This is a genomic window from Achromobacter sp. GW823-FHT04E03 (assembly GCF_058796095.1).
Genome location: NZ_JBXAIJ010000002.1, coordinates 164,344 through 190,500 on the forward strand (window position 1 = coordinate 164,344; position 26,157 = coordinate 190,500).

Here is a 26,157-nt window from a genome sequence, read left to right on the forward strand (position 1 = left end):
CGACGCATACCTTGCACGGCGGGCCGCTATCATCGGCGGAATGACCAGGCCTACACACTCCGAACGACACGCCCGCGCCATGAAACAGTCCGCACGCATTTGCTTGATATCCACGCTCGCGCTGCTTGCAGCCTGTGCTTCCACCCCATCGCCGCAAGCCGTGGAAGCGCTGCAGCAGGTGCGCGACGAATATGCCGCCAGCCGCTTCGGAGCCGTCGTGCGCACGGTGGCGACTTCCGACGCGCTTGCCACCGCGCCCACGCCCATGCGGGTCGAAGCGCTCAAGCTGCAGGCCTTCAGCTACTGCGTGACCAACTATCGCCAACTGTGCGAGGACAGCTTCGCGCGCATCCTGCAGCTGCAGCCCTCGTTCCAGCTCGCGCCGAATGAGGCCGGACACCCCCAGTGGGGACCGGCATTCCAGGCGGCGCAAGCGTCCCAGATCCGTTAACGCGCCGACGGCGCCCAGGAGACAGGCGTGAAACTCACCGTGTTCCAGCGTGCCGGCGATCCGGCCTTCGAACCCATCCACGCCGTGTTCACGGCGCCCGGCGGCACGGTAGGCCGCAGTCTCGACAACCAATTGGCCCTGCCCGATCCGACGCGCGGCATCTGCCGCGTGCAGGCGGCGATCCGCGTCAACGACGATGACGCCGGCTTTCTGCTCAACCTGAGCGACATGAGCACGGTCAGCGTCAATGGCCAGGCGCTCGCGCGCGACCAGGAAGTGCCGCTGCATCCAGGCGACGAGCTGCAGATCGGCGACTACCGGCTGCGCGCCGCAGCGGCCGCGCCGGAGGCTCCGGCGGCCAGCGCGGCCGCCGTGGTCGACGACGACATCTTCAGCGACCTGATCGGCCCCGGCACCCTGCCCGTGGGCAGCGCGCCGGACGTCTCCACACACCCCTTCGATCTGGACTCCGCGCAGGCGCGCAACCCGGAAGATCCCCTGCGCCACCTGCCGCCCGGCGACGGCGCGGTGTCGCGCCCGCCCACCGATCCCCTGGCGCTGTTCGATGCGCCGGGCGACGACACGCCCAGCATCTTCTCGGACGGCACCCCGTCCGCCCTGCCCGCGCACGACGCATTGGCCGAGCACCGGGCCCATCCCGTCGACGACGCGCTGGGCCGCCCGCGCGACGCGGCAGACGGCCGCAGCGCGTCCGATCATCTGCGCGAGATCGGCGGCTACCTGCGGCCCGCGCCCGTCAAGCCAGAACCCGGCGACAAGAACCGCTGAGGCCTCAGGCGTAGTCATAGCGGAACTCCCCGTCGGCGACCGACAGGCCTACTTTGCTCAGCCTGCGGTCCTGCATGGAGGCGCCCAGCAGTTCCCGGCTGATCCGGGGCAGCACGGTATTGGTCAGGACGGCATCCACCATGCGCGCCCCCGACTCCACTTCCGCGCAGCGCGCCACCACCAGCGCAGTGGCCTCGGGCGTCACCTCCAGCACGATGCCGTGCTGCTCGAGCAGGCGGCGGCCCACGCGCTCGAACTGCAGGTCCACGATGCGCGCCAGCATGGCGTCCGGCAGCGGCAGGTAGGGCACCGCCACCAGCCGCCCCAACAGCGCGGCTGGAAAGGCTTGCAGCAGCGGCTCGCGCAATGCCGCGGCCAACGCGGCGGCGTCGGGCAGCAGCTCGGGATCGCGGCATAGCGTCGCGATCCGTTCCGCGCCCACGTTGGAGGTCAGGATGATCACCGCATTGCGGAAATCGATATAGCGCCCCTCGCCGTCCTCCATCCAGCCTTTGTCAAAGACCTGGAAGAAGATCTCGTGCACATCGGCATGCGCTTTCTCCACCTCGTCCAGCAACACCACGCTGTAGGGCCGCCGGCGCACGGCCTCGGTCAGCACGCCGCCCTCGCCATACCCCACATACCCCGGCGGCGCACCCTTGAGCGTGGACACCGTGTGCGACTCCTGGAACTCGCTCATGTTGATGGTGATCAGGTTCTGCTCGCCGCCGTAAAGCGCCTCGGCCAGCGCCAGCGCGGTCTCCGTCTTGCCGACGCCGCTGGGGCCGCAGAGCAGGAACACGCCTACCGGCTTGTCCGGGTCGGTCAGGCCGGCCCGCGAAGTCTGGACGCGGCGCGCCACCGCTTCCAGGGCATCTCGCTGGCCGATCACACGCGCCGAAAGCGTGTCCGCCAGGTCCAGCACCGCGCGCGCCTCGTCCCGCAGCATGCGGCCCACGGGAATGCCGGTCCAGTCGGCCACCACTGCGGCCACGGCGGCGGCATCGACCGCGCAATGCACCATCGCGGATTCATCCTGACTGGCCGCCAGCGCTATGCGCGCCTGCGCCAGTGCGCGGCGCTGGTCTTCCTGCGCATCGGAGGAGGCGAGCTCCAGCGTCTGGCGCAAATTCAGCACCTCTCCGGCCAGCGCGCGTTCCGACTCCCAGCGCTCCGCCAGCGCCTGCTCCTCTTTCGCGGCGACGGCCTGCTCGGCCGCCAGGCGTCCGACCCGCTGCGCATCGCCCTCGCCCAGACGCAGCTCGCGTTCGGCGATGCGTTGAGCCAGCTCCAGCGCCTGGACCCGCCTGCGCGCATCCTCCAGGCTGGGCGGCGCCGCATGCTGGCTGACGGCGACGCGCGCGCAGGCCGTGTCCAGCAACGCAACGGCCTTGTCGGGCAGCTGGCGCGCCGGAATGTAGCGGTGCGACAGCGTCACCGCCGCTTCGATCGCCTCGTCCAGCAGCAGCACGCCATGATGCGCCTGCAGCGTTTCAGCCAGTCCGCGCAACATGCCGAATGCGCGCGCCTCGTCGGGCTCGTGCACCTGTATGACCTGAAAGCGGCGGCTCAATGCGGGGTCTTTCTCGATGTACTTCTTGTATTCCGACCAGGTGGTGGCGCCGATGGTGCGCAGCTCGCCGCGCGCCAGCGCCGGCTTCAACAGATTGGCCGCGTCTCCGGTCCCTGCCGCGCCGCCCGCGCCCACCAGCGTGTGGATCTCGTCGATGAACAGCACCACCGGCTTCTCGCTGGCCTGCACCTCGTCGATGACACCGCGCAGCCGCTGCTCGAATTCGCCCTTCACGCCCGCGCCCGCCTGCAGCAGGCCAATATCCAGCAGGTACAGCGCCACATCGCGCAGCTGCGGCGGCACCTCGCCTGCGGCCAGGCGCAGCGCCAGCCCTTCCACCACGGCCGTCTTGCCGACGCCGGCCTCGCCGGCCAACAGCGGATTGTTCTGCCGCCTCCGCATCAGCACGTCGATGAGCTGGCGGATTTCCTCATCGCGTCCCGAAACCGGGTCGATCTCGCCCGCGCGCGCGCGCGCCGTCAGGTCGACGGCGAACCGCGCCAGCGCGGAACCGCCCGCGTCCGGCGCCCCGGCAGCGGCAACGGGCGCAGTCTCGGCCGCGTCTTCCGGCGAGCCCTGCACGATCTCCTGCAGCTGTTCCAACAGCGTGTCCGGCGCGATGCGCGAGAACTGGGCCGACATGCCCAGCAGCACGTGACGCAGCGCATAGGTCCGCGCCAGTCCCGCCAGCAGATGGCCGCTGCGGATGCGCGCCGCGCCATAGCGCAGCGAGCCCAGCACCCAGGCCCTTTCGACCGCATGGTCGATGTGTTCGGACAGGTCGGAGACCGAGCCCGCGCCGGACGGCAGGCGGTCCAGCTCCGCCGTCAGGTCGGCCTGCAAGGCGGCCAGGTCCAGCTCGAAGCGGCGCGCGATGCGATGCAGGTCGCTGTCTTGCGCGTGCAGGATCTGGTGCACCCAATGCACCAGCTCCACATAGGGGTTGCCTCGCAGCTTGCAGAACGCGGTGGCGCCCTCCAGCGTCTGGTAGAGCAGTGGATTGAGCTTGCCGAAGAGGTCGATGCGGCCGATATCGGACATGGCAGGGTGGCGCGTCACGCGCGCGTCGTCGTTGAGGTTGAGGCCGGCGCACGGCCACGTGGCGGCCTGGCGCCGCGGCTTTCGTAGTCCAGCAGAAGATCGCCCGCCTCGCCTTGCTCGGGCCGGCGCTTGCCCAGCCATGAGGACAGGCCCAGCGGACGCGCGGCGCCCAGGTTCACGCCACGCGCGTCCTCCGCGCGCAGCACCGGTCTCAGGTCCCAGGCCAGCTCCATGCCGATGTAATGCCTGACCCAATGCGTCAGCTGGCGGGCGCGTATGCCTCCCGGCAGAAAGCTCTGGTAGTCCTCCAGCGCCAGCGGGCCGATCTCGATGCGGAATTTGTGCTGGGCATCTCGCACCGCCACGCCCAGCACCGTGTCGCGCCCCAGCCCCGCAAAGCCGCCCAGGCCCAGCCGCTGGGCTGGTTCCAGGCGGATCCATTGCGGCACGAACTCGCGGATGCGCACGGGCAGGCCGAAGAACGATTGCAAGATGTGCTTGAGCCCTTCCGGGTTGCGGGTCTGTCGCGTCAGATGGCCCGCCATGTGGTACTTGGCGTGGTCCAGCACCGCGTCGCGGCGGCGCATCGACGGCTCGCCCATATGCAGCAGGCTGGCTACGTAGCGAGTGAAGCGCTCATCCTTGCGGTCCAGGCTGACCGTGCTCTGCGCGTCCGCCCAGGCGCGGTAGAACAGCAGGATGAGCCGGTGATGGAACACGTCGGCAAATGCGGACAGCGTGCGGTCCCCGTGATGCGCCAGACGCTCGCGGGCATGCTCTGTCAGGTGCAGGGGCAAGGGTCCATTGGGGCCGAACAGGCCGAAGCTGTAAATCGACAGTTCCGCGGGCCGCCCGCCCGTGGCGGCGCGCGCGGCGGCCACGGTGGACGGCGCGAACGCCATCGACGGCTCCTGCCGCAGCCGCACGGGTTCGTGGCGCGCGACCGTGTCGCGTCCCAAGGGCTTGCGCGCGCCCGAAAGCGCATCGATCCAGCGCAAGGCATGGAACAGGTCATGGGCGTACGGTTCGCGTTCGACCGCGCGCCACCATTGCGCCAGCGCGCCATCAGGCGCGGCGGACGGATGGACGGGGTCGGCAACGGGCTGGGCGATATCCACCGTCCTACCCCATGTGTATCTGCTTGGCGTCCACCTTCACCAGGTCGCCGCCCGTCACCACCGTGTAGGCCGCGTGCAGCCGCGCGCTCTGCTCGGCCTGGAAATCGATGGCGCCAGCGCGCACCTGGTCCATCTCGCTGACGCTGCGCTGCGACAGCCGCGCCATCAGCGTCATGCGGTCCATCACCGCCTCGTAGCTGCGGCCCACCAGACGGACTTCGCCCACCGTGGCATGCAGCTGCCTGGCCACCATGCGGATGCTGCCCGAGCGCAGCAGCAATTCGCCCTCCGCCTGCAGCGTGGTGCGTGCGGGATCGGCCTGCACGGTGACGGCGATCAGGTAGATGCGGGCGGGGTCCGGCCCGCTGATCAGCACTTCGTCGCCCGGCTGCGGCTCCAGCAGGCAGCTGGCGGCGCGCTGCACGGTCCAGACGCGGCCATCGCAGGCCACGGCATAGCTGCCGTCGTCTTCGCGGCGCAGCAGCTCGCCCAGCAGATGGACGGGGTCGTAAGCCATGCGGTTCAGATGTGCGGCGGACTTCATCACGCGCTCCTTTTAATGTGCACAGCCCCTAGACCACGGGCCGGCGTCCCATGCGGGGCTTGTAGCGGGCGACCTCGCCGCGCTGCAGGGTCGAGAGGACCAGCTCCGACATCAGGTTGATCGATACGTGGCGGGCGAAGAACTGCTCCAGCACGGCGCCAAACAGATAAGGGCTGATGCCCGAAAACGCGGTCTCGTCCACCTGCAGCGCGATGCGCACGCCGCGCCCGTGGACGATGGGGCCGGGCACGGGCAGACGGTGATGCACCGGCGTGGCGCTGACGTGCCGCAGGCCCGCGATGTGCCTGCGCACGCCCGGCTCGGCCAGGTTGCCGTACACGTGCAGCATTTCGCGCAAGGTCTGCGCGCCCTGCTCGGCGTCCAGGTCGGTCAGGCTGAGGTAGTTCAGGCCCAGGTGGCTGATCAGGTGCCAGGTGGCCGCGTTTTCGGCCAGCGCCGCGCGGGGCCGCGTGGGTCCGTGCAGCACCTTGACCGCGCGCACCGGCGCCGACACGCGCAAGGTCATGTCGGTATCGCCGCCCAGCGGCAACAGCAGTGCCAGATCGCGGTTCGTGCACAGGGTTTCCAGGGTCAGGTGGCGCAGGTCGCCCGAGAACGGCGCCTCGCGCCGGTCCACCAGCGACAGGAACACTTCGCTGCCGATGTAGCCGCTACGGGTGCCGTTGCGTTGCGCGCTATCGGACACCAGCCGCGGCTCGCGGCGCATGGAAAAGTACGCGCCGTGCTCTTCGGGATCGCTGCCCAGCGAACCGTAGAACGGCCGGAATTCCTGCTCCTGCCGCTGCGCGGCGGCATGGCCCGCGACGCGCGTCACCCCGTAGACCTCGTAGTCCAGCGGGCGGCTGCGGTCGATGACGACGTGGTACTCGGAAGTCCTGGGCGTAACCGCCACGCGGTCCGCCCGCTTGGCGAACAGGTTGATCACCGGCACGCAATGCAGCGCCAGGTTGGCGGCCGATATCGCGCCTTCCAGCTCCGGCGCCGCCATCGAGAACAGCAGAGTCAGATCGAATGCGCGGGTTTCGCGCTGCGCGCCCTGGGGCATCGCGGGCGTGCGCAGCCCCCGCTTCAATCCGTTGATGCTGAAGAACAGATAGCGCTGCGCGAATGCGAAATACTCTTGCAGAAGGCGATAGCCCTGGAACACGCGGGCGTCGCCCGGCAGCAACGCCTGTTCGTCGGCAAAACCTTCGTGGCGTACCGCGTCCGGCGGCAGTCTGTTGATCCATGCCACCGGTCTCGCGGTGTCATGGCCCAGCACCGCCACGGTATGCCCCATCACGACTTCAAGCAGACGCTGCATTTGCAGGTCCTGGCCGTTCAGGTGGAACACCAGCTGATCGAGATCCAGGTCCTCCAGGCGCTGCCCGCCGCAAACCTCTATCCGGATGCGCAGCGCGCTCAGCACGCGAGCGGCGCGCCCGGCCAGGCCCAGCCGCGCCAGCGGCAGATCCTGCGGCGCGGCGGTGAATTCCGCCTGCGTGACCTGCAAGGGCCACAGGCGCAGGGCGTGGCCGGTGGTGAAGTCGCAAGGCGTCTGCTCGCCGCGCGCCACGCGGCCGCGCAGCAACGTGCCGCGCGGCAATTCAAAGCCGCCCGCCAAGGTGCCTTCGTTCATGCTGGGCGCGAACTGCACGATGGCCATCGCCGGCGTGGGCGCCAGGTAGTTGGGATAGACCACCTCCAGCAGCCGCTGCGAGAAGCGCGGAAACTCGGCATCCATCTTCATATGGATGCGGGCGGTCAGAAAGCTGAAGCCCTCCAGCAGACGCTCGACGTAAGGATCGGCGACCTCCGTGGCATTCATGCCCAGCCGCGCCGCCACCTTGGGATGGGCCTGCGCAAACTCCGCGCCCAGCTCCCGCAGATAGACCAGTTCCCGGTTGTAGTAATCCAGCAGGCGATCGTCCATCAGGCACCGCCCAGATCGCGCAGATCCATGTGGCCGCTTTCCAGGTCGATGTCCGTGCGGAACAGGAACTCGAGCGGCTGCGGCACGCACCACAGCATGCCGCGTATCTCCAGGCTCAGCACATTGTGGTGTTCCAGCGTGCCGGCATCGGACACGCAGCGTACTTCCACCGACGAGTCCAGGATGCGCGGCTCGAACGCGGAGATCGCTGCGCGGATCGACTCTTCGACGTCGATCCAGTCGATCTCCGACATGCGCTTTCCCGCCATGGCGCGCACGCCGAAGTTCAGCGCCGAGGCCGCTACCGGCCGGTGCGCCGACAGGTCCTGGGACGCCTGCAGGTTGACGGTATTGAGCAGCCAGCGCAGGTCCCGCAGCACCGCCGCGCGCAGCGCCTCATGCGTCAACATGGCGTTTTCGCGCGGTTCTTCGCGCTTGGCGGGCTCGTTGTCCATCAGGCGATCCAGCAGCGACGGCTGCAACCGGTCTCGCGCCGCGCGCTGGCCGCGCGACAACGGCTCCCAATCGCGCGGACGATCGGCGTGGCCCATCACGCCAGCTCCAGGCTGCGTACCTCGAGCAGCGCGACTTCCGCGGCATCCGTCAGCCACATCTTCTGCCCCACGCCTGCGTAGGTATCGCCATGCAAGGCGCGCCAATCGGTCGTCCTGCCCAGCTTGGCCGAGTCGGACAGTTCGACCATGCGCGCGCCGGGCGCTGCCGGATAGCGCGCCGGCACCAGGCCCTGCCGCACCCGGCCGTCTTCCAGTTCGATCTCGGCCTGCGCCCAGACCAGGTCGCACAGGCCTTCCGGCGCAAGCAGACGCACGCGCTTGAGCCCGGCGAAGGGCAGCCACACGTAGCGCCCGCCCGCCAGGAACTCGAACACCGGACCAAGGCGGCTGTCGCCATCGCAGATCCATTGGAACGGCTGCGCCGTCTCTTGCGCCGCCAGTTCCAGCAGGCCGGCACGCGCGCTGGCATCCTCGAAAGCCTTGCCGCGCAGCTCGGCCGCCTGGCCTGGCGCAGTGCCGTCCAGGCGCAGCGCCGATATCATGGCCCGCAGCCAATCAGCGGGCTCGTCCAGCAGCGCGGGTTCGCCTTGCCCGGCAAGCACGGCCTCGCGCTCGCGTTCCGCCGCGATGGCGCTGGCGTAAAGCACCTGCGTCGGCCGCGCCTGCGCGTTCAGATGCCCGCAGACGTTGAGCTGCTCGGCCGCGCGCGCCCAATCCCCCTGCACCGCCAGCAGCTGGAACAGCTGGGCGCGCAGGTCCGCGTCGGCGGGCTGCCGGCGCACCTGCGCCTGCAGCTCGTCCAATTGGCCAGCCAGGCTGAGCGCGCCGAAGGGAACCGCAGCGATGGACATGGGTGTCTCCGCCCTAGCCCACTTCCTTGTTCTGCTTGATGTCCCAAGCCACCAGGCTTTCCGCGCCCTTGCCGCCCTTGTCGGTCTGCTCCCAGTACTGCTGCTTGACCTTGGCCGCCTGGAACGCGAAGTTCACCACCACGCCTTCGGCACTGCGGTCCCCGGATATCTGCACCGACGACACCAGCACGTCCTCCAGCGTGATCTTGGAGTACTCGATCTGCTCGCCGCCCGCCTTGCACATGGACAGCTCGATCTTGCTGAGGTGCTTGCCGCTGGCGCAGTGCTTCATCACGGCTGGCGCGGCCTTGTCGATGCGGGCCACTACGTGCAGATCGTTGAAGCTTGCCTTGCCCGCGCCCAGGCCGCCACCGCTGGCCAGGTTGCCTGGCTGGGTTGCGCCCCATGAAAAGGACACGATATCGGTCCAGTCCTTGTGGTTGGCGTCCTTGGATTCACCGTTGGCGCCATCGATCTTCATGAACATATCCACTGCCACATCTGTCTCCTGGAGTTATGGGGCACGGTTGCGCCCCGACTTGTCAGCGCCACTCAGCCTTCGTTCTGTTTGAGCGAAGGCAGCTTGGAAACCAGCCGCAGCGACACCGTCAGCCCTTCCAGCTGATAGTGCGGCCGCAGGAAAAACTTGGCGGAGTAATAGCCCGGGTTGTCCTCGATCTCCTGCACCTGCACCTCGGCCGCGGCCAGGGGCTTGCGCGCCTTGGTTTCCTGCGAGGAGTTCACCGGATCGCCATCGACGTAATTCATGATCCAGTCGTTCAGCCAGCGCTCCATGTCGTCGCGTTCGCGGAACGAGCCGATCTTGTCGCGCACGATGCACTTCAGGTAATGCGCGAAACGGCAGCATGCGAAGAGATACGGCAGGCGCGCGGCCAGCTTGGCATTGGCCGAGGCGTCGGCCTCGTAGTAGTCGTGCGGCTTTTGCAGCGACTGCGCGCCGATGAAGGCGGCGAAGTCGGAGTTCTTCCGATGCACCAGCGGCATGAAGCCGTTCTTGGCCAGTTCGGCCTCCCGCCTGTCGCTGATGGCGATCTCGGTCGGGCACTTCAGGTCCACGCCGCCGTCATCGGTGGGAAAGCTGTGGCACGGCAGGTTCTCCACCGCGCCGCCGGACTCCACGCCGCGGATGGACGTGCACCAGCCGTACAGCTTGAACGAGCGGTTCACGTTGGCCGCCATGGCATAGGCGGAATTGGTCCAGGTGTAGCGGTCGTGGTTCGCGCCGTCTGTGTCTTCCTCGAAGTCGAATTCGTCGACGGGATTGGTGCGCGCGCCGTAGGGCAGCCGCGCCAGGAAGCGCGGCATCGCCAGCCCGATGTAGCGCGAGTCCTCGGATTCGCGCAGGCTGCGCCATGCGGCGTATTCCGTGTTGGTGAAGATCTTGGTCAGGTCGCGCGGGTTGGCCAGTTCCTGCCACGAATCCATCTGCATCACGTTGGGCGAAGCCCCCGCAATGAAGGGGCAGTGCGCGGCGGATGAGATCTTGGCGATCTCGCCCAGCAGTTCCACGTCGGGCGGACTGTGGTCAAAGTAGTAGTCGCCGACCAGGCAGCCGATGGGCTCCCCGCCGAACTGGCCGTACTCTTCCTCGTACACGCGCTTGAAGATCGGGCTCTGGTCCCAGCCCACGCCCTTGTGCCGCTTGAGCGTGCGGCCCAGTTCCGACTTGGACAGGCACATCACGCGGATCTTCAGAAGTTCGTCGGTCTCGGTGTTGGTGACCAGGTAATGCAGGCCGCGCCACGCGCCCTCCAGCTGCTGGAAGTCGGGGTGGTGCATCACGCGGTTGATCTGCTCCGACATCTTGCGGTCGATCTCGGCGATGATGGCCTGGATGGTGCGGTAGGCGTCCGACGACAGGCCGACGCCGCTGTTCTCAAGCGCCTGATGCGCCAGCGTGCGCACGGCGTGTTCCACCGCCTCCTGCGCCTGCTCGGTCTTGGGCTTGAATTCCTTCTTCAGCAGGGCGGAAAGATCGTCCGCCTGCAGGGTCTCGACAGCACGCGCGTCGGCGCGTTTGGCCACTGCGGTCATGGCATTCTCCGAAAAGCGATTCAAGCGGAAATCAGGCGGCCGGGTCCGGCGCGGGGGCATCGGATGCGCGCGGCTCCTCTTGCGGCTTCGGCGCGGCCGCCAGCGCGTTCATCAGCGCTGGATTCTTGAGCACGCTGCCGATCAGTTCCTCGGCGCCGGTCTTGCCGTCCATGTAGGTCAACAGGTTCGCCAGCTGGGTGCGCGCGCTCAGCAATTCGTTCAGCGCGCCAACCTTGCGAGCGACGGTGGCCGGCGAAAAATCGTCGATGCTCTCGAATGTGACGTCCACATTCAGGTTGCCTTCGCCCGTCAGCGTGTTGGGCACCTGGAACGCCACGCGCGGCTGGATGGAACGCATGCGTTCATCGAAGTTGTCGATGTCGATGTCGAGGAACTTGCGCTCGCCCACTTCCGGCTGCGGCGTTTCGGACTTGCCGGCCAGGTCCGCCAGCACGCCCATCACGAACGGCAACTGGATCTTGCGTTCAGCGCCGTAGATCTCCACGTCGTATTCGATCTGCACCCGCGGCGCGCGGTTTCTTGCAATGAACTTCTGGCCGCTTCCCTTCAGGCTGGTCGCCATGATGTCGTCTCCTCTTGTTGGTGCGGCGGCTGGCCCGCCTTACGGTTCCTGCCGGTTCGCCTCGGACCGCGGCAGCCATGCCTCGAACTGCTCCAGCCCCTGGGGCGCCAGATTCCTGATGATGTCGTGAAAACTCATTGGGATGAGCTGCTGCGCCCTGCGGATGAGGTAAGGCGCGGGATGGCCGGGCTCGTTGGCCTCGAAGTACGCACAGACCTTGGACAGCATCGCCACGGCCTCGTCGCGCGACTGGATCGTCGCGTCCTGCCAGCGTGCGGCGTGATCCGCCGCGCTCGCGACCGGCTGCGTGGCTGGCGCCTCTGCCGCGGTCCGCGCCTCGTCGGCCGGCGCCGCGGTCGGCCTCGCGGATTGCGGATCGCGCGCCGCGTCCAGCACCAGGTCCAGCGTGCGCAGGATGGCCGCATAGTCGGGCGCCCACGCGGCGCCCAATTTGTCCGTCACGAGTTTCTGAATGCGCCGCAGCGCATCGGCGGCTGAGGCCAGCGCCTGCACGTCGGCATCGCTTTGCGTCCATGCCTGGCGCAAGCGTTCGACCAGGCGCGGACGCCCGCCTGGATAGCCGTCCGCATCCTGGCGGCTGCCGTCCAGCAGCGCTTCGGTATCGCGCACGGTGAGTTGTCCATGCACGCCGCTGATCAGGCTGGCCGAACGCAGGCTGCGCGCACAGCCCTGCATGTCGCCAAAGGCCGCCAATGCGTTCATGCGCGGCATGGGATCGTCTTCCCCCACGCTGTCCAGGCGTGGATGCACCGGCTCCCAATAGCGTTCCAGGGTATCGACGGCCAGCGCCAGGCCATCGCCATAGCCGGGCAGGCCGCGGATTTCGGTCCAGGCTGAGGTCAACAGGCCAATGATGCGCAGGTCGCGGGTGCGTTCCAGCAGCGCGCGCGCCAGGCGTTCGACTTCGCGCCAGTCAGGCGGCTGCGCGGCAATGATGGTCGACCCGAACTGCTGTTCGTCGCGCCCCGCCGCGGCTTGCTGCAGTTGCAGGAAGTCGGCGTCGTATTCGAGGTCTTCCCCGCAGGGCAGACGTGAATCGAGTGTATTGAGGATGTCGGCGAATTCCATAGTCATCAGTTAAATGCCTGCTGGGATGCTGCCTGGATACAACCACTACGCTCCGCGCTGCTTCACGGAAGGGTGAATTCTAGGCATCTCTTTCCGCATGCAACGGCAACCTAACAACTACAGATTTTTCTTACAGATAGCTAACACCCGAGTAAACAATTGAACACTTGTCTCCCTGCTGCATTGATTTTTGGACACAGACCTTACGGAATCGGGCGCATCACGGAAGGACTGTTACCGAAGCGTAAAAAACACAAAAGCATGTGAGAGCGCTTCTCCGGCGCTTTCGCCCCTGCCTACAATCGGCGCTCACGCTGGCGGCAAGACCGGCGCGCATCAGATCCAGAGACAGATTTCCCCGGCGCAGACCCGTTCGTGACGAGCCCCTGCCCGCCTATGCAAGCGGCCCCATCGCGTGGCCGGACATCCCATTGCAGTCATCGTGACGCGCCTGGCGCGCGCCCGCGAAGAAATCGAAAGCAGCAAACGCAGCAACAGGCGAAGCATTCTCATAAGGAGACGGTGAGATGGACCGCAACGTGCCCAGCGAACGTGTCGTCAAGGCGCATACGCCCCTGCCGCCGGAGCAACTGAAGTTCCGCGCCATGCATGGCGCCGAGAGCCTTTCGCAGCTGTACGAACTGGAGGTCGAGCTGGTCTCGGAATCCTATTCGCTGGATATGAAGTCGCTGCTGGGCAAGCCGCTGACGCTGGAGATCGAAACCGGGTCCGCCGCACCGCGCTATCTCAGCGGACACATCACGCGTTGCGCGCTGGTGGGCCGCGAGAACAACACCTCGCGCTACACCATCTACCGCGCCACGGTGCGGCCGTGGCTCTGGTACCTGACCCAGACCTCGGACAACAAGATATTCCAGAACAAGAGCGTGCCCGACGTCATCCGGGAAGTGCTGAAGGACTACGACTATCCCATCGAGTTCAAGCTGGTGGACAGCTACCGCAATTGGGAATACTGCGTCCAGTACCAGGAAACCGACTACGCCTTCATCAGCCGCCTGATGGAGCACGAGGGCATCTACTTCTGGTTCAAGCACGACAAGGGCAAGCACACCCTGGTCCTCACCGACGACATCACGCAGCACGAGCCCGTCTCGGGCTACGAGCAGATTCCCTATTACGGGCCGGACCGCATCACCATCCCGCGCGAAGACCACGTCTACAAATGGGAAGTGGCCGAACAGATCACGCCCGGCGCCTTTGCCACCACGGACTACCATCCGCTCACGCCCGCCGCCAGCCTGGAAGCGCGCCGCAACAACCCCGGCGCGCACGACCATGGCGACCTGGAGATGTACGAATGGCAAGGGGGCTACACCAATCCTGACGACGCGGAGCACTACACCCGCGTGCGGCTCGAAGACCTGCAATGCAGAAAGGAGCAAAGCGCCGGCGGCTCCAACGCCCGCGGGCTGGCCACGGGCCATCTCTTCACGCTGCGCAATCATCCGCGCCAGGCCGAGAACCGCGAGTACCTCGTCGTCAGCACCTACTACCGGATCCGTGAAACAGGCTATGCCAGCGGCCAGCCCGATCCCGGCGACTTCGACCTGGAGTTCGTCGTGCTGCCGTCCAGCACACAATTCCGCGCGCCGCGCGTGACTCCCGTTCCGCGCACCCATGGCCCGCAGACCGCCACGGTAGTGGGCAAGGAAGGAGAGGAAATCTGGACGGACAAGATGGGCCGCATCAAGGTGCAGTTCCATTGGGACCGCTATGGCAAGAAGGACGAGAACAGCTCGTGCTGGGTGCGCGTGTCCAGCCCTTGGGCCGGCGGCGGCTTTGGCGGCATCCAGCTGCCGCGCGTGCGCGATGAAGTGATCGTCGACTTCATCGGCGGCCAGCCCGACCGCCCCATCGTGATCGGCCGCGTCTTCAACGCCAACAACCTGCCGCCCTGGGACCTGCCGGACAACGCCACGCAAAGCGGCTTCCTGAGCCGCTCCAAGAGCGGCACGCCCGCGACGGCGAACGCGCTCATGTTCGAGGACAAGAGCGGCAGCGAACGCATCTGGCTGCATGCGGAACGCGAACTCTGCACCGAGGTGGAAGCCAACGAATTCCATTCGACCGACGAGAACCGCAGCACCACCATCGGCGACAACGACACCACCAGGATCGGCGGCAACCGCGACATCAAGGTCACCGGCACCGACAAGCTGCATGTCGACAAGACGCGCGACGTTTTCGTGAAGGGGCACGAGGAATACACCGTCAAGGCATCGCGCACGGTCAACGTGAAAGACGGCCTGATGGACGAGAAGTTCGACAACGGCCTGAAGACGACGGTCGCAGCCAAGGGCGAGGAACGCGAGATCACGGGTCTCTTCAAGGAAACCTTGAAGAACGGCGAGCAGGTCTACGTGAACGAAGGCGACTCGCTGCATCACGTCAAGACCGGCATGCTCACCGAGAAGGCCAAGGGCAAGGTCGAAGTGCTTTCCACCGACGCGAACATGGACGTCAAGGCCAAGACCGCGATGCACGTGGAGTCCGAAACGTCCACCATGGATCTCAAGGCCAAGGGCAAGATAGACATGGAGTCGACGGGATCCACCGTATTGGTCAAGGCCGACGGCAACATCACGCTGAAAACCCCTGCCGATGTCGTGATGGACGCTGCCAACGTCAAGGATCTTTCCAAGGAAAGCTGGCTTCAGGCCACGCCATTCTCCATCGGCCTGGCAGTGGCCAAGGCGGAATTCGGCATGCATCGCCTGGCGCTGTTCCGCACCACGGTCATGCTGAACCTCTCGTTCACCAACTACGCCATGGTCAGCAGCATCGGACAGATGGTCTCGTACCGCACCACCGGCGCCAGCTACCAGTTCGACGCGGTCACTGCGGAAAAGGTGGGCCTGGGCGCGTCGATGGTCGGTCTCTGGAGCATCATCTAAGGCCGCCATGTCCGACTTCATCGATGCATGGCCCAGCTGGGCCAAGTGGGTATGGCTGGGCCTGTTGCTGTCCCTGGCGCAGGCGGCGTACATGTTGTGGCGCGAGCGCCAGCGTCGCGCGGCGGGACGCAAGGAAGTGCAGCGGCAGGACGGTTTGCGCGTCAGCGGACTGCCCGGCACCGCGCGGGTGACGGCGGCACGCGACACGCGCCGCCGCATCGGCGATACCTTGTACTTCGTCATCGAGCTGGACCTGGACGTGGCCGCCACCAGCGCCACGCCCGCGCTGTCGCGCACGCTCAGCGTGCCCCTGTCGCCCTTGCACCTGGCCGATTTCGGCGTCGGCAAGACCATACAGGTGCGCGTCGATCCCGCGACCCGGGAGGTCGTCGTGGACCAGGCCACCGGATAGCCATGAAGACCATCAAGCCGTTCCGCCTGGGCCTGCTTACCCGCCCCTACCGCTGGCAACGCCGCGACGTGCTGGGCGTGGCGGTGTTCGCGCTGGTCGATATCGCGCACGCGCCCACGCTGCTCATGGACCAGGAACTTTGGAAGCTGGCAGGCGCCGAAGCTGGCGGCCTGCTGGACCTGGCCACGCCCAAGCTGTGTCCGGAAGTGCTGGTCGCCGGCCACGCCTATCCGCATGATCCCAAGAGTCCCGGCGCCTGCGCCGTGCGCCTGAAGGTGGGCGCGATCGACAAATCATTGCTGGTCTTCGGCGACCGCTACTGGCTCGATGGCAAGGCCACCGCCCCCCAGCCCTTCGAGCGCATGCGTCTGGACTGGAGCCGCGCCTACGGCGGCCCCGGCTGCGCAGAAAACCCGCAGGGCATAGGCGCGCAGGAAGGGGACGTCAACGGCGTGCGCGTGCGCCGGCTGCCCAACATCGAACACCCGCAGGAACGCGTCGCATCGCCCTCCCAGCGCGTCGCGCCCGCCGGTTTCACCGCCATGCCCATGGACTGGCCGCAGCGGGCCGCGCTGCTGGGCCGCCAGTATGGCCAGCAGTGGCTGGAACATGACTTCCCGGGCTTCGCGTCCGACATGGACTGGCGCTTCTTCAATGCCGCCCCGCCCGACCAATGGGGGCCCGCCAATTCGGCGCTTGCCGGCGGCGCCGACTATGAACTGTGGAACATGCACCCTGAACGCGAGGTGCTGCGCGGCCGCCTGCCCGACTGGCGCGCCCGCTGTTTCTTCAGCCGCCAGGCCGATGGCAGCGCGCTCGAGGAAGTCGCGTTGCGCCTGACCACGGCCTGGTTCTTCCCCGACCGCACGCAGCTGGCGCTGATCTGGCATGGCGCGCTGCCGGTACGCGAAGACGATGCGGCAGATATCCTGCACATCATGCCCGCGCTGGAACACGCCGGCCAGGAGCGCGACGTGGCGCATTACCAGACTGTGGTGGGACAGCGCCTCGATACCGAGCTCGGCGCGGTCCATGCCCTGCTGGATGCCCAGCTCGTACCGGAAGACATCTGCGGCGAGCTGCCGCAGGCGGCCATGGAAGCCACGGCCCAGCGTCCGTCGAACCGCAACCTGCATGCCGGCGCCGCACGGCGGCATGCCCGCGAGCGCGAATCGCTGCTCGCCCAGGGCCTGGATCCCGATCTGTACATGGTTCCCCTGCAGCCGCCGCCAAAGGCGCCTAACCTGGCCGATCTGCCGCAGACCATCCTGCGCATGCAGCGGGAGCTGGAAGAGGCCAAACGCCTGTCGGGCGGTCCCGGCGCGCGCGCGCTGGCCGATCCCAACCTGCCCTCCATGGCCGCGGTCTCGGGGGTCGACATGGACGCACTGCGCAAGCTGGAGGATGACGGCAAGCTTCCCGCCGGCTTCGACCCACGCAAGGTGAAGCGGCACATCGCCGACTTCGATGCCAACCCGCACACGCAGGCCGAGCGCGGCGCGCCGGATGCACCAGGCGTGCCGCCCCCGCTCAGCCAGACCCTGGGTCCGCAGGTGCATCAGGCCTATCAGCAATCGGCGCATCAGTTCTCGCCGCCCCCGCCCATGCCGCCGTTGCGCGCACGGCGCACGCGTTCGAAGCTGGAAGCCCGCCTGAAAGGCAATCGCGATTGCCGCGACATGAACCTGACTGGCGCGGACCTGAGCGGCATGGATCTTTCCGGCGTCGACTTCCAGCGCGCCATCCTGGCCGGCGCCAATCTCGCCGACGCGCGGCTGGACGGCTGCAACCTCACCGACGCCGTGCTGGCAGGCGCCGACCTGGCGCGCACCAGTATGCGCGGCGCCGATATGTCGCGCGCGAACCTGGGCCGCACGCAGTGCGTGCAGACGGACTTCACCGAAAGCCGCATCAAGGAAACCATCTGGGACCATGCCAACTGCGAAGATTGCAGCTTTGCCGGCAGCGTCTGGTTGCTGGGACGCCTGCATCAGGCGCGCTTGCGCGGCTGCGACCTGAGCGGCGCGTCTTTCGAGCAATGGGCCGCGATGATGGCCGCCTTCGAGGATTGCCGCTTTCACCAAGCGCGCTTGAATCAATGCGTGTTCATGCAGGGCACGATGGCGAACGCCGACTTCTCCGGCGCGGACTTGCTGCGCGTCAGCTTCATGGACGTGGAGTTCTCGGGCCGCCATAGCATGGAGAACGCCACGCTCGATGGCTGCGCCTACGCGGGACGCGTAGCGCTTGCCGGCGCCTGCCTGCGCGGCATGCGGTTCAAGGTGGGCAGCATGCGTGGCGCGATGCTCGATCGCGCCGACTTGCGTGGCGCGCAAGTCGCCGCCAGTGACTTTTCGAACTGCAGCCTGCGGGAGGCAGACCTCAGCGGCATGGCCGCCCCCGACACCCACTTCGTGCGCGCCGATTTCACCGGCGCGCGCCTGCGCAACGCCAACCTGATCAACAGCCTGCTCGGCAAGGCCATCCTGCTGCGCGCCGACCTGACCGGCGCCAACCTCTTTCGCGCGGATGTCGCGCAGGCGCAGATGGACGGCAGCACCGGGCTGGACGACGCCCATACCCAAGGCGCCAAGCTCTGGCCGGCCCGGCAGCCGGAGAACGCCGCATGAACCTGGATCAGTTGCTGGACCAGGTGCGCCACGGCGAGCCGATAGCGCACCGCAGCCTGGCGGGCCGGGACCTGCGCGGCCTGGACCTGGCGGGCGCGTTCTTCGACCAGGTGGATTTGAGCGGCGCCAGGATGAGCGGTTGCCAGTTGCAGGACAGCCAATTCCTCAACTGCGTGCTGACTGGCGTGGACGCCGCGGACGCCAATCTGGATATGGCCCGGCTGTTCCGCTGTCAGGCCCGCGGGGCGGTGCTGGACCGCAGCCACGCCCATGGCGTCAGCTTCACCGAATGCGATCTGGGTCAGGCCAGCCTGGAAGGGGCCGAGCTGAGGGAAGCGGCGTTCAACTCCACCTCGCTCGAAGGCGCCTCCTTGCGATCCGCCCGCGTGGAACGCTCGGTGTTCTCGCGCGGCGTGCTGACGCGCGCCGACCTGTCGCAGGCCCGGATGAGCTACACCCTGTTCCACCAGCTGGACCTGCGCAGCATCGTGCTGGCGGGCGCCGGCGCGGAAAGCACCATGTTCATCGAATGCGATCTGACGGCGCAGGACTTCTCCTCGCAAGCCTACCCGCTCTGCCATTTCACCGACAGCCAGCTGGACGGCGCGGACTTCCGCAATGCCGACCTGCGCCAGGCCGGCTTCAAGGGCGCGTCGCTGCGCGGCGCGCGCTTCGCTGGCGCGTCGGCCCCGCAGTGCTTGTTCCCTCAGGCCGACCTGAGCGGCGCCGACCTGCAGGGCGGCCGTTTCGACGGCGCCATCTGGGCCGAGACAACGCTGGACGGCGCCTCCTTGCGCGGCGCCAGCCTGTCGCTGTGCATCTTCCAGCGCGCGCGTTGCGCCGACACCGATTTCCGCGGCGCCAACCTGACCGACGCCGACTTCTCGCTGGCCGACCTGGGCGGGGCCGACCTGCGCGACGCCACCTTCCTGCGCACGCGCATGCATCGCGCGTTGACCCAGGGCACGCGTTGGACGCAACGCCGCGGCATCATCGAAAACGACGCGCCCCTGCTTGAAGCCGAACTCTGGTCGGCCGGACGCGCCTCCCTTTGACCCCACGCGGCATCGCCGCCCCCTCGCCGCCTAAGGAGATCAACATGCTCGCAGTCTGCCAATTGCCCAGCCTGGCCGTGGGCGTTCCCGACGTCTGCAAGACCCCGGTGCCGCCGGTGCCGCACATCGACACGGCGACCTCGTCCATGGGTATCCCCGTGGTCTGGAATGTATGGTTGATGGCAGCGCCGGTGCACAACATGGCGACGGTGATACCGGTCACGCTGGGCGATACCGCCGGCGTGGGCGGCGGCCTGATCTCGCAGACCTTCATGGGCCAGTCGCGCTACATGACGGGCGCGTTCACCATGCTGGTTCGCGGCGCGCCCATCGTCCGCATGACGAGCCTGACCCTGCAGAACACCATCAATGCGCCTGGCGTCAAGGTGTACTCGCCCCAGCCGGTGATGGTCGTGCTGACTGCCTGAACAGGCCGTCAGCGCCTACAGTTCGCCGTAGGAGTGCAGGCCCGACAGGAACATGTTCACGCCCAGGAAGGCGAAGCCGGTGATCAGCAGGCCCATCAGCGCCCAGTAGGCCGCCATGGTCCCGCGCAGGCCCTTGATCAGGCGCATGTGCAGCCAGGCCGCGTAGTTGAGCCAGACGATCAGCGCCCAGGTTTCCTTGGGGTCCCATTGCCAATACGCGCCCCAGGCGTCGGCCGCCCACAGCGCGCCCAGGATGGTGGCGACGGTGAAGAACGCGAAGCCGATCGCGATGGCGCGATACATGATGTCGTCCAGCACTTCCAGCGAGGGCAGCGCCGCGGCGATGCGGCGGCGTCCCAGCAGGATGGCGCCCACGATCACCGCGCCCACGCCGAAGTACAGCATCCAGGTGGCCGACAGGCCATCGGTACGGAACACCATGGGCTCGGCGCACAGCAGCACGCCCAGCACGAACAGCGGCGCCAGCTTGGCCCAGGACGTGGTCTGGCCATGTTGTTTCACCAGGTAGGCAAAGCCCACCATGGCGGCCAGCGAGAAGGTGCCGTAGCCAATGAAATTGGCCGGAACGTGCAGCTTCATCCACCAGCTCTTGAGCGCCGGCACCAGCGGCTGGATCTGCCCGGCGTCGCGCGTGAAGGAGTACCACAGCAGGAACACCACGGCCGACGTCACCACCAGCATCACGAAACCGCCCAGCGCGCGCGTGGCGTACTTGCGTTCGTAGTAGAGGTAGAACAGCGCCGTGATCAGCGCAAACAGCACGAACACTTCATACAGGTTGCTGACCGGGATGTGGCCCAGGTCCGGGCCCATCAAGTGTCCTTCGCGCCAGCGCACCAGTAGGCCCGTGACGCCGGCGAACACCGCGCCCCAGCTCAGCGCCGTGCCCAGCCAGGCGGCGGTAGGGCTGAAGAAGCCGATCCAGTAGCAGACCATGGCCAGCGCGAACAGCGCGCACATCCACAGGATGGCCGACTGCGACGAGAACAGGTACTTCAGGAAGAACACCTGCTCGGCCCGGGCCAGGTCGTTGCCGTACAGCATCAGCGCCAACCCCGCCGCAATGGCACAGGCGACCATCAGGTGGCGCAGCGGGCGCCACAGCCAGCCCATCCAGGCCAGCACCGGGACGGTGCCGCACAGGATGATCTTCTCGTAATAGTCCATCGCGTTGCTGTAGCGGGTCAGCGCGAATCCCGCACCCACCGCCAGCAACAGGAAGAAGACGACGTCGGTCCAGTCGGGCCTGCCGCGCTGCGCGCGGCCGTCGCCGGTTTCGGACAGGGCGTCCTGCCAAAGTTGATCAGGCGAGGCAGCCAACGTTTGCGCCGGCGCGGGATGCGTAGTGGTCGTAGTGGACATAGGAAACCTTAAGACCTCTTCTGGCGCAGCAGCGCCTGCTTGAAGCGTTCAAACTCCTGGTTGAAGTCGAGTGTACGCTTCTGGGACGTCATGGCCGCCAGGACGCTGCTGCCGCCGCCTTGCGGCTTGATCCAGATCCAGATGCGGCGGTCTCGAATATAGAACATCGAGAACACGCCCAGGACCAGCAGCAGGCTGCCCAGGTAGACGGTGTTCTTGCCGGGCGTGCGGCTGACCTGGAACACGCTGGCCTGCACGTGCTTGAAGTCCGCGAGCGACAGGAACACTGGCGCCGGATAGACGGTCAGGTCCGACAGCGCGGCCACGGACAGGCGCGACCAGACGGCGGCGCGTTCGGCCTCCGGGCCTTCGGTGGCCACGGGGGGCAGGCCGGCGCGCTCGCGCTCGATGGCGCGCAACTCGTTCATGCTGGCGCCGATCAGGCGGATCACCACGTCGGCTGCCCGTTCCAGGTCCTGCGGCGGCGTGTTGGCCTGCAGGAACGCCGCCACGGCTTGCAAGCCGCCGGAGGCGAAGGTTTCCAGGGCGCGCTCGGCGGCCGTCTGCAGGGGCTGGCGATCCGTCCCCGCCGGGCTGTTGCGTTCCGCGAAGCGGCGCGCGGCCTCCTGGCGCGCTGCGGGGTCGGCCAGAGTCGCGCGCAGGCGCATGAATTCGGCGATCGAGCTGTCGTCGTCCGCCGGAATGCGCAGGTAGCGGAACGGCTCGGAGGCGTTGTTGCGCACTCCGGCCAGGAACACGGCGGCGCCGTCCAGCTCGACGGGCAGCATGTAATTCTGGAATTCGTGGGCCTGGCCCGCATCGTCGATCAGCTTGTATTCGACGCTGGGACCGACGTTGCGCAGGTTTTCGTTCTTTTTGCCTGCGGCGCTGCCGGACACCGACGCGACATGATCGGCAAAGCTCTGGTTGCCGCCCTTGGGCACGCCGCCGGTCAGATCCTCGACGTTGATGGGCCGCAGGGCCGTGATCTCGATCCCCATGCTGCGCGCGCCGCGGGCAGTGTGAGCGGTTACTTCGCTGGTCTTGCCCACCGTACCGTCAACCGCGAAGGTAGCGGCGTCAGATCCTACTAGCGGATAGCCTTTCAGCGTCACCGCGCTGCCGCCGTCGTCGAAGCTGGATTGGTAGACCGTCATGCCCTTGAAGCGCAGCGGCTCATTGACCTCGATGGTGGAATCGAAACTCTTGCCGGTGTCCGGGTCGGTGACCTCGACCTCGCTGGCGAAGCGGCTGGGCATGCCGGTGGAGTAATAGTCGACCACGAACTTCTTGAGCTTCAGCGTGAAGGGCATGGGCTGCACCAGGGCGCCGTCGCCCACCATCACGACCGCCGTGCTGGCCTGGCCGCCCTCGGGCACCAGGACGCTGGCGCGGAAACTCGGGTTGTCGACCGACAAGCGGCCGCTTTCCGGCACTTCCGAGATCAGCATGTTTTCGACGATGGGTTTCTTACCACCGAACATGACCTGCAGGCGCACCGGCAACTCGCTGTCCAGCAGGCCGCCGATGCAGATGATGACCATGGCGGCGTGGGCGAACACGTAGCCCAGGCGGTTGGCGCTGCCCTTCTTCGCCGCCAGCAGCACGCCATCCGCATCCTGGCGTTCGCGCACCGCATAACCCAGCCGGCCCAACAGGGATTTGAGGCCCGCAGCCGTCTGCGGCACGTCGGTGGGCTCTTCGGTTTCCACCCGGTGCGGGAAGGCGCGCAAGCTGCTGGCGCGCACATGTTCGCGGAACGAGCGCGCATCGCGCAGCATCTTGGGCGCGTTGCGGATCAGGCAGACCGAGGTCGACACGACCAGGAACCCCATGATCAGCAGGAACCACCAGCTGTTGTAGACGTGCCAGATGGAGAACTTGTCGAACACTTCGAACCAGAACGGCCCGAATTGATCGATGTAGTTGTTGGACGAGCGGTTCTGCTGCAGGACGGTCCCGACCAGGCTCGCCACGCAGATGAACATCAGCAGGCTGACGGCGAAACGCATCGAACCCAGCAATTCGAAGAAATCGCCGGGCAGGCTGCGCAGGGAAGGACGGGAGTGTGTACGGGTCGAATTCATGAAAAAAGGGGGGCCGCGCTATCGGCTACCCCCCTCATAGACAGCGCGCGGCGGAAGCAGGTTCCGCTGCGCTGAGTTTGCAGAACGCGGACCAGCCGCGCGCGTGGCGGGCTGGCGCCTACCGCAGACCGGCGGCGTAGTCCGACACGGCCTTGATGTCGGCGTCCGACATGCGGTCCGCGATGGCGAACATGACGTCGTTCTTGCGGTCGCCGCTGCGGAACAGCTTCAGCTGCTCTTCAATGTACATGGGGAACTGGCCCGACAGCCGGGGGTACTGGCTGGGAATGCCCGCGCCATTGGCAGAATGGCACGAGGCGCAAGCCGGAACCTTGCGATCAGGCAAACCGCCGCGCCAGATCTTTTGACCCAGATCAACCAGCTTCTCCTGGCCGGCCGTGGCGGGCTCCTTGAGCGGCTGCTGCGCCAGGTACAGCGCGATGTTCTGCATGTCGGCGGGCGTCAGGTTCTGCGCCATGGCCGTCATCGGGGTGGGATTGCCGCCCGCGCCATTGCGCACCGGCAGCTTGGCGCCGGGCTTGACCTGGAAGTCGGCCAATTGCTTGGCCAGGTACTCGTGGGACTGCGCGGCCAGGTTGGGGTTCACCGGGATGGTGCTATTGCCCGCCGCGCCATGACAGGACGCACAGGCGATGATGCCCCTGGCCGCATCGCCCTGGTCAAACAGCTGTCCGCCCTTGGCGGCATCTGGTTTTACCGGGCCCGCGGCGCCTTCGGCGGCGAAACTCGTAGTAGATAAGGCGGAGGCGCCGAGCAACAGCCCGCTCGCAACCAACATCCGGGACAGCACACGCTTCATGAAGACCTCGACGATCGCATCGATCAAGGCGCAAAAAGGCGCCCACGCCTGCCCGCACACCCTGGAATACCGTATCGAACCTGTTTTGCCTTCCTGCCTGCGATGTTGCTGCGAACTTGCCGGATAAAGCGTTCAGCAAGCGAAACAGTAAGCAAAAAAGACGGCTCCGCGCACGGGGACCACTGTTGCAAACGCCGGATTATACAATAGGGCTCGAAACCAACCGTATCCAAAGCCACCCGTGTCCCTCCTACATCGCGCCTCTTTCCTCACGTCCGCGGCTCGCCTCGACCAGTTGCCGGCCGCCGGCGCTCCCGAGGTCTGCTTTGTCGGCCGCTCCAATGCCGGCAAATCCACGGCCATCAACGTGCTGTGCAACCAGCGCCGCCTTGCCTTCTCCAGCAAGACGCCGGGCCGCACGCGCCTGATCAATATGTTCAGCCTGCCCGACCCGCTGGATCCGGAAGGCCACATCGGCTATCTCGTCGACCTGCCCGGCTACGGCTACGCCTCCGTGGCCCGCGACGAAAAAGAAAAATGGGCCGACATCCTGGGCGGCTATCTGCGCGACCGCGAATCGCTGGCCGGCATCGTGCTGCTCATCGACATCCGCCGCGGCGTCACCGAACTGGACCGCCGCCTCGCCAACTTCATCGCCCCCACCGGCCGCCCGGTGCTGGCGCTGCTGACCAAGGCCGACAAGCTGCCCTACGGCCAGCGCGTGCGCACCGTGTTCTCCGTGCGCAAGGACCTGGCCGATATCGGCGCCCTGCACACCATCCCCTTCTCGGCGCCCGAACGCATCGGCCTGGAAGAGGCCGGCGCGCACATAGAAAACTGGATTTCACCCAAGGTCGTACCATGAACCCGCAGATCATCTCCCCTGAATTCCCGGTATCCCGCCCGCGCCGCCTGCGCCGCGACGACTTCACCCGCCGCCTGGTGCGCGAAAACGCCCTGACGGTCAACGATCTGATCTATCCCGTGTTCGTGGCCGAAGGCACTGGCCTGCAGCAAGCCGTGCCGTCGCTGCCGGGCGTGGTCCGCTATTCGCTGGACACGCTGCTGCCGGTGGCCCGCGAATGCGTGGACCTCGGCATTCCCGTGCTGGCGCTGTTCCCCGCCATCGACCCCTCGCTCAAGACGCCCGACGGCATCGAAGCCACCAACCCCAATGGCCTGATCCCGCGCGTGGTGCGTGAACTGAAGAAGCACGTCCCCGAACTCGGCATTCTGTGCGACGTGGCGCTGGACCCCTACACCAGCCACGGCCAGGACGGCGTCATCGACGAGAACGGCTACGTCATCAACGAAGCCACCGTCGAAATCCTGGTCAAGCAGGCGCTCACGCAAGCCGAGGCCGGCGTCGACATGGTCGCGCCCAGCGACATGATGGACGGCCGCATCGGCGCCGTGCGCCGCGCGCTGGAAGCCAACGGCCACATCCACACGCAGATCATGGCCTACTCCGCCAAGTACGCCAGCGCCTTCTACGGCCCGTTCCGCGACGCCGTGGGCTCGGCCACCAACCTGGGCAAGTCCAACAAGATGGCTTACCAGATGGATCCGGGCAACCTCGACGAAGCCCTGCGCGAAGTCGCCGCCGACCTGCAGGAAGGCGCCGACATGGTCATGGTCAAGCCCGGCATGCCCTACCTGGACGTGCTGCGCCGGGTCAAGGACACGTTCCGCGTGCCCACCTTCGCCTACCAGGTCAGCGGCGAGTACGCCATGATCAAGGCCGCCGCCGCCAACGGCTGGCTGGACCACGACAAGGTCATGATGGAAGCACTCCTGGCGTTCAAGCGCGCCGGCGCCGACGGCATCCTGACGTACTTCGCGATCGAAGCCGCGAAGCTGCTGAAGAGCCAGCGTTAAGCGCTTG

Annotated in this window: 22 protein-coding genes; 9 read left to right on the forward strand and 13 right to left on the reverse strand. The window is 67.0% G+C overall.

Annotation, left to right across the window (positions count from 1 at the left end; genetic code table 11):
• The first annotated feature begins 79 nt into the window (after nucleotides 1–79).
• Nucleotides 80–451, forward strand: coding sequence for a TssQ family T6SS-associated lipoprotein (locus AC1RHV_RS12010; protein WP_054457206.1), 372 nt, complete (start codon nucleotides 80–82; stop codon nucleotides 449–451).
• Nucleotides 452–478: 27 nt separating this feature from the next.
• Nucleotides 479–1,240, forward strand: a complete 762-nt coding sequence (locus tag AC1RHV_RS12015) for an FHA domain-containing protein (RefSeq protein ID WP_175160037.1) — start codon at nucleotides 479–481, stop codon at nucleotides 1,238–1,240.
• Nucleotides 1,241–1,244: 4 nt separating this feature from the next.
• Here AC1RHV_RS12015 and tssH read toward each other — a convergent pair whose 3' ends face one another.
• From tssH to tssA, 10 genes are all read right to left on the reverse strand, one after another.
• Entirely contained in the window at nucleotides 1,245–3,854 is a 2,610-nt protein-coding gene (gene tssH, locus AC1RHV_RS12020; protein ID WP_192330418.1) for a type VI secretion system ATPase TssH, read from the reverse strand.
• Between the two features lie 14 nt (nucleotides 3,855–3,868).
• Nucleotides 3,869–4,972, reverse strand: coding sequence for a type VI secretion system baseplate subunit TssG (gene tssG / locus AC1RHV_RS12025; protein ID WP_119449734.1), 1,104 nt, complete (start codon nucleotides 4,970–4,972; stop codon nucleotides 3,869–3,871).
• A gap of 4 nt (nucleotides 4,973–4,976) precedes the next feature.
• Nucleotides 4,977–5,516 (reverse strand): DUF3540 domain-containing protein, encoded by a 540-nt coding sequence (locus AC1RHV_RS12030; protein ID WP_054457211.1) that lies wholly within the window; start codon nucleotides 5,514–5,516, stop codon nucleotides 4,977–4,979.
• 28 nt (nucleotides 5,517–5,544) lie between these two features.
• Nucleotides 5,545–7,449 carry a type VI secretion system baseplate subunit TssF gene (gene tssF, locus AC1RHV_RS12035; RefSeq protein ID WP_054457212.1) on the reverse strand — a complete coding sequence of 635 codons (1,905 nt, stop codon included), beginning with the start codon at nucleotides 7,447–7,449 and terminating at the stop codon, nucleotides 5,545–5,547.
• Nucleotides 7,449–8,000 carry a type VI secretion system baseplate subunit TssE gene (tssE, locus tag AC1RHV_RS12040; protein WP_054457215.1) on the reverse strand — a complete coding sequence of 184 codons (552 nt, stop codon included), beginning with the start codon at nucleotides 7,998–8,000 and terminating at the stop codon, nucleotides 7,449–7,451. Before tssE ends, tssF begins: the two co-directional genes overlap by 1 nt.
• Nucleotides 8,000–8,815, reverse strand: a complete 816-nt coding sequence (locus tag AC1RHV_RS12045; RefSeq protein WP_119449737.1) for a type VI secretion system accessory protein TagJ — start codon at nucleotides 8,813–8,815, stop codon at nucleotides 8,000–8,002. Before AC1RHV_RS12045 ends, tssE begins: the two co-directional genes overlap by 1 nt.
• 13 nt (nucleotides 8,816–8,828) lie before the next feature.
• Nucleotides 8,829–9,296, reverse strand: a complete 468-nt coding sequence (locus AC1RHV_RS12050) for an Hcp family type VI secretion system effector (protein WP_088607795.1) — start codon at nucleotides 9,294–9,296, stop codon at nucleotides 8,829–8,831.
• A gap of 71 nt (nucleotides 9,297–9,367) precedes the next feature.
• Entirely contained in the window at nucleotides 9,368–10,870 is a 1,503-nt protein-coding gene (gene tssC / locus AC1RHV_RS12055) for a type VI secretion system contractile sheath large subunit (protein WP_059379448.1), read from the reverse strand.
• A 31-nt stretch (nucleotides 10,871–10,901) separates the two neighbouring features.
• Complete coding sequence (gene tssB, locus AC1RHV_RS12060) at nucleotides 10,902–11,453, reverse strand: type VI secretion system contractile sheath small subunit (RefSeq protein ID WP_054457219.1); 552 nt, start codon at nucleotides 11,451–11,453, stop codon at nucleotides 10,902–10,904.
• A 39-nt stretch (nucleotides 11,454–11,492) separates the two neighbouring features.
• Nucleotides 11,493–12,542: a type VI secretion system protein TssA gene (gene tssA / locus AC1RHV_RS12065; RefSeq protein ID WP_492301748.1), complete on the reverse strand. Its 1,050-nt coding sequence runs from the start codon at nucleotides 12,540–12,542 to the stop codon at nucleotides 11,493–11,495.
• A 527-nt stretch (nucleotides 12,543–13,069) separates the two neighbouring features.
• Between tssA and AC1RHV_RS12070 the strand changes: the two genes are divergently transcribed.
• Genes AC1RHV_RS12070 through AC1RHV_RS12090 form a run of 5 tightly spaced genes read left to right on the forward strand, consistent with a single transcriptional unit; the run spans nucleotide 13,070 to nucleotide 19,982 of the window.
• Nucleotides 13,070–15,457, forward strand: coding sequence for a type VI secretion system Vgr family protein (locus AC1RHV_RS12070; protein ID WP_054457222.1), 2,388 nt, complete (start codon nucleotides 13,070–13,072; stop codon nucleotides 15,455–15,457).
• A 7-nt stretch (nucleotides 15,458–15,464) separates the two neighbouring features.
• A complete protein-coding gene (locus AC1RHV_RS12075) occupies nucleotides 15,465–15,869 on the forward strand; it encodes a hypothetical protein (protein ID WP_175160050.1) in 405 nt (134 codons plus the stop codon).
• Nucleotides 15,870–15,871: 2 nt separating this feature from the next.
• Entirely contained in the window at nucleotides 15,872–18,499 is a 2,628-nt protein-coding gene (locus AC1RHV_RS12080) for a DUF2169 family type VI secretion system accessory protein (protein ID WP_492300915.1), read from the forward strand.
• Nucleotides 18,496–19,554 carry a pentapeptide repeat-containing protein gene (locus tag AC1RHV_RS12085; protein ID WP_492300917.1) on the forward strand — a complete coding sequence of 353 codons (1,059 nt, stop codon included), beginning with the start codon at nucleotides 18,496–18,498 and terminating at the stop codon, nucleotides 19,552–19,554. The genes AC1RHV_RS12080 and AC1RHV_RS12085 overlap by 4 nt, the downstream gene beginning before the upstream one ends.
• A 44-nt stretch (nucleotides 19,555–19,598) precedes the next feature.
• Entirely contained in the window at nucleotides 19,599–19,982 is a 384-nt protein-coding gene (locus AC1RHV_RS12090; RefSeq protein WP_054457232.1) for a DUF4150 domain-containing protein, read from the forward strand.
• A gap of 15 nt (nucleotides 19,983–19,997) precedes the next feature.
• On the opposite strand, the gene ccsB is transcribed toward AC1RHV_RS12090, so the two are convergent.
• From ccsB to AC1RHV_RS12105, 3 genes are all read right to left on the reverse strand, one after another.
• Nucleotides 19,998–21,365, reverse strand: a complete 1,368-nt coding sequence (ccsB, locus tag AC1RHV_RS12095; protein ID WP_054457234.1) for a c-type cytochrome biogenesis protein CcsB — start codon at nucleotides 21,363–21,365, stop codon at nucleotides 19,998–20,000.
• Nucleotides 21,366–21,373: 8 nt separating this feature from the next.
• Entirely contained in the window at nucleotides 21,374–23,452 is a 2,079-nt protein-coding gene (locus tag AC1RHV_RS12100) for a cytochrome c biogenesis protein ResB (protein ID WP_175160055.1), read from the reverse strand.
• A 118-nt stretch (nucleotides 23,453–23,570) separates the two neighbouring features.
• The gene (locus tag AC1RHV_RS12105; RefSeq protein WP_042797483.1) at nucleotides 23,571–24,272 is read right to left on the reverse strand and encodes a c-type cytochrome; all 702 of its coding nucleotides are present in this window, start codon (nucleotides 24,270–24,272) and stop codon (nucleotides 23,571–23,573) included.
• Nucleotides 24,273–24,513: 241 nt separating this feature from the next.
• Here AC1RHV_RS12105 and yihA point away from each other — a divergent pair, with 241 nt between their 5' ends.
• Complete coding sequence (gene yihA / locus AC1RHV_RS12110) at nucleotides 24,514–25,137, forward strand: ribosome biogenesis GTP-binding protein YihA/YsxC (RefSeq protein ID WP_042795930.1); 624 nt, start codon at nucleotides 24,514–24,516, stop codon at nucleotides 25,135–25,137.
• The gene (gene hemB, locus AC1RHV_RS12115; RefSeq protein WP_054457239.1) at nucleotides 25,134–26,150 is read left to right on the forward strand and encodes a porphobilinogen synthase; all 1,017 of its coding nucleotides are present in this window, start codon (nucleotides 25,134–25,136) and stop codon (nucleotides 26,148–26,150) included. Before yihA ends, hemB begins: the two co-directional genes overlap by 4 nt.
• Nucleotides 26,151–26,157: the final 7 nt, after the last annotated feature.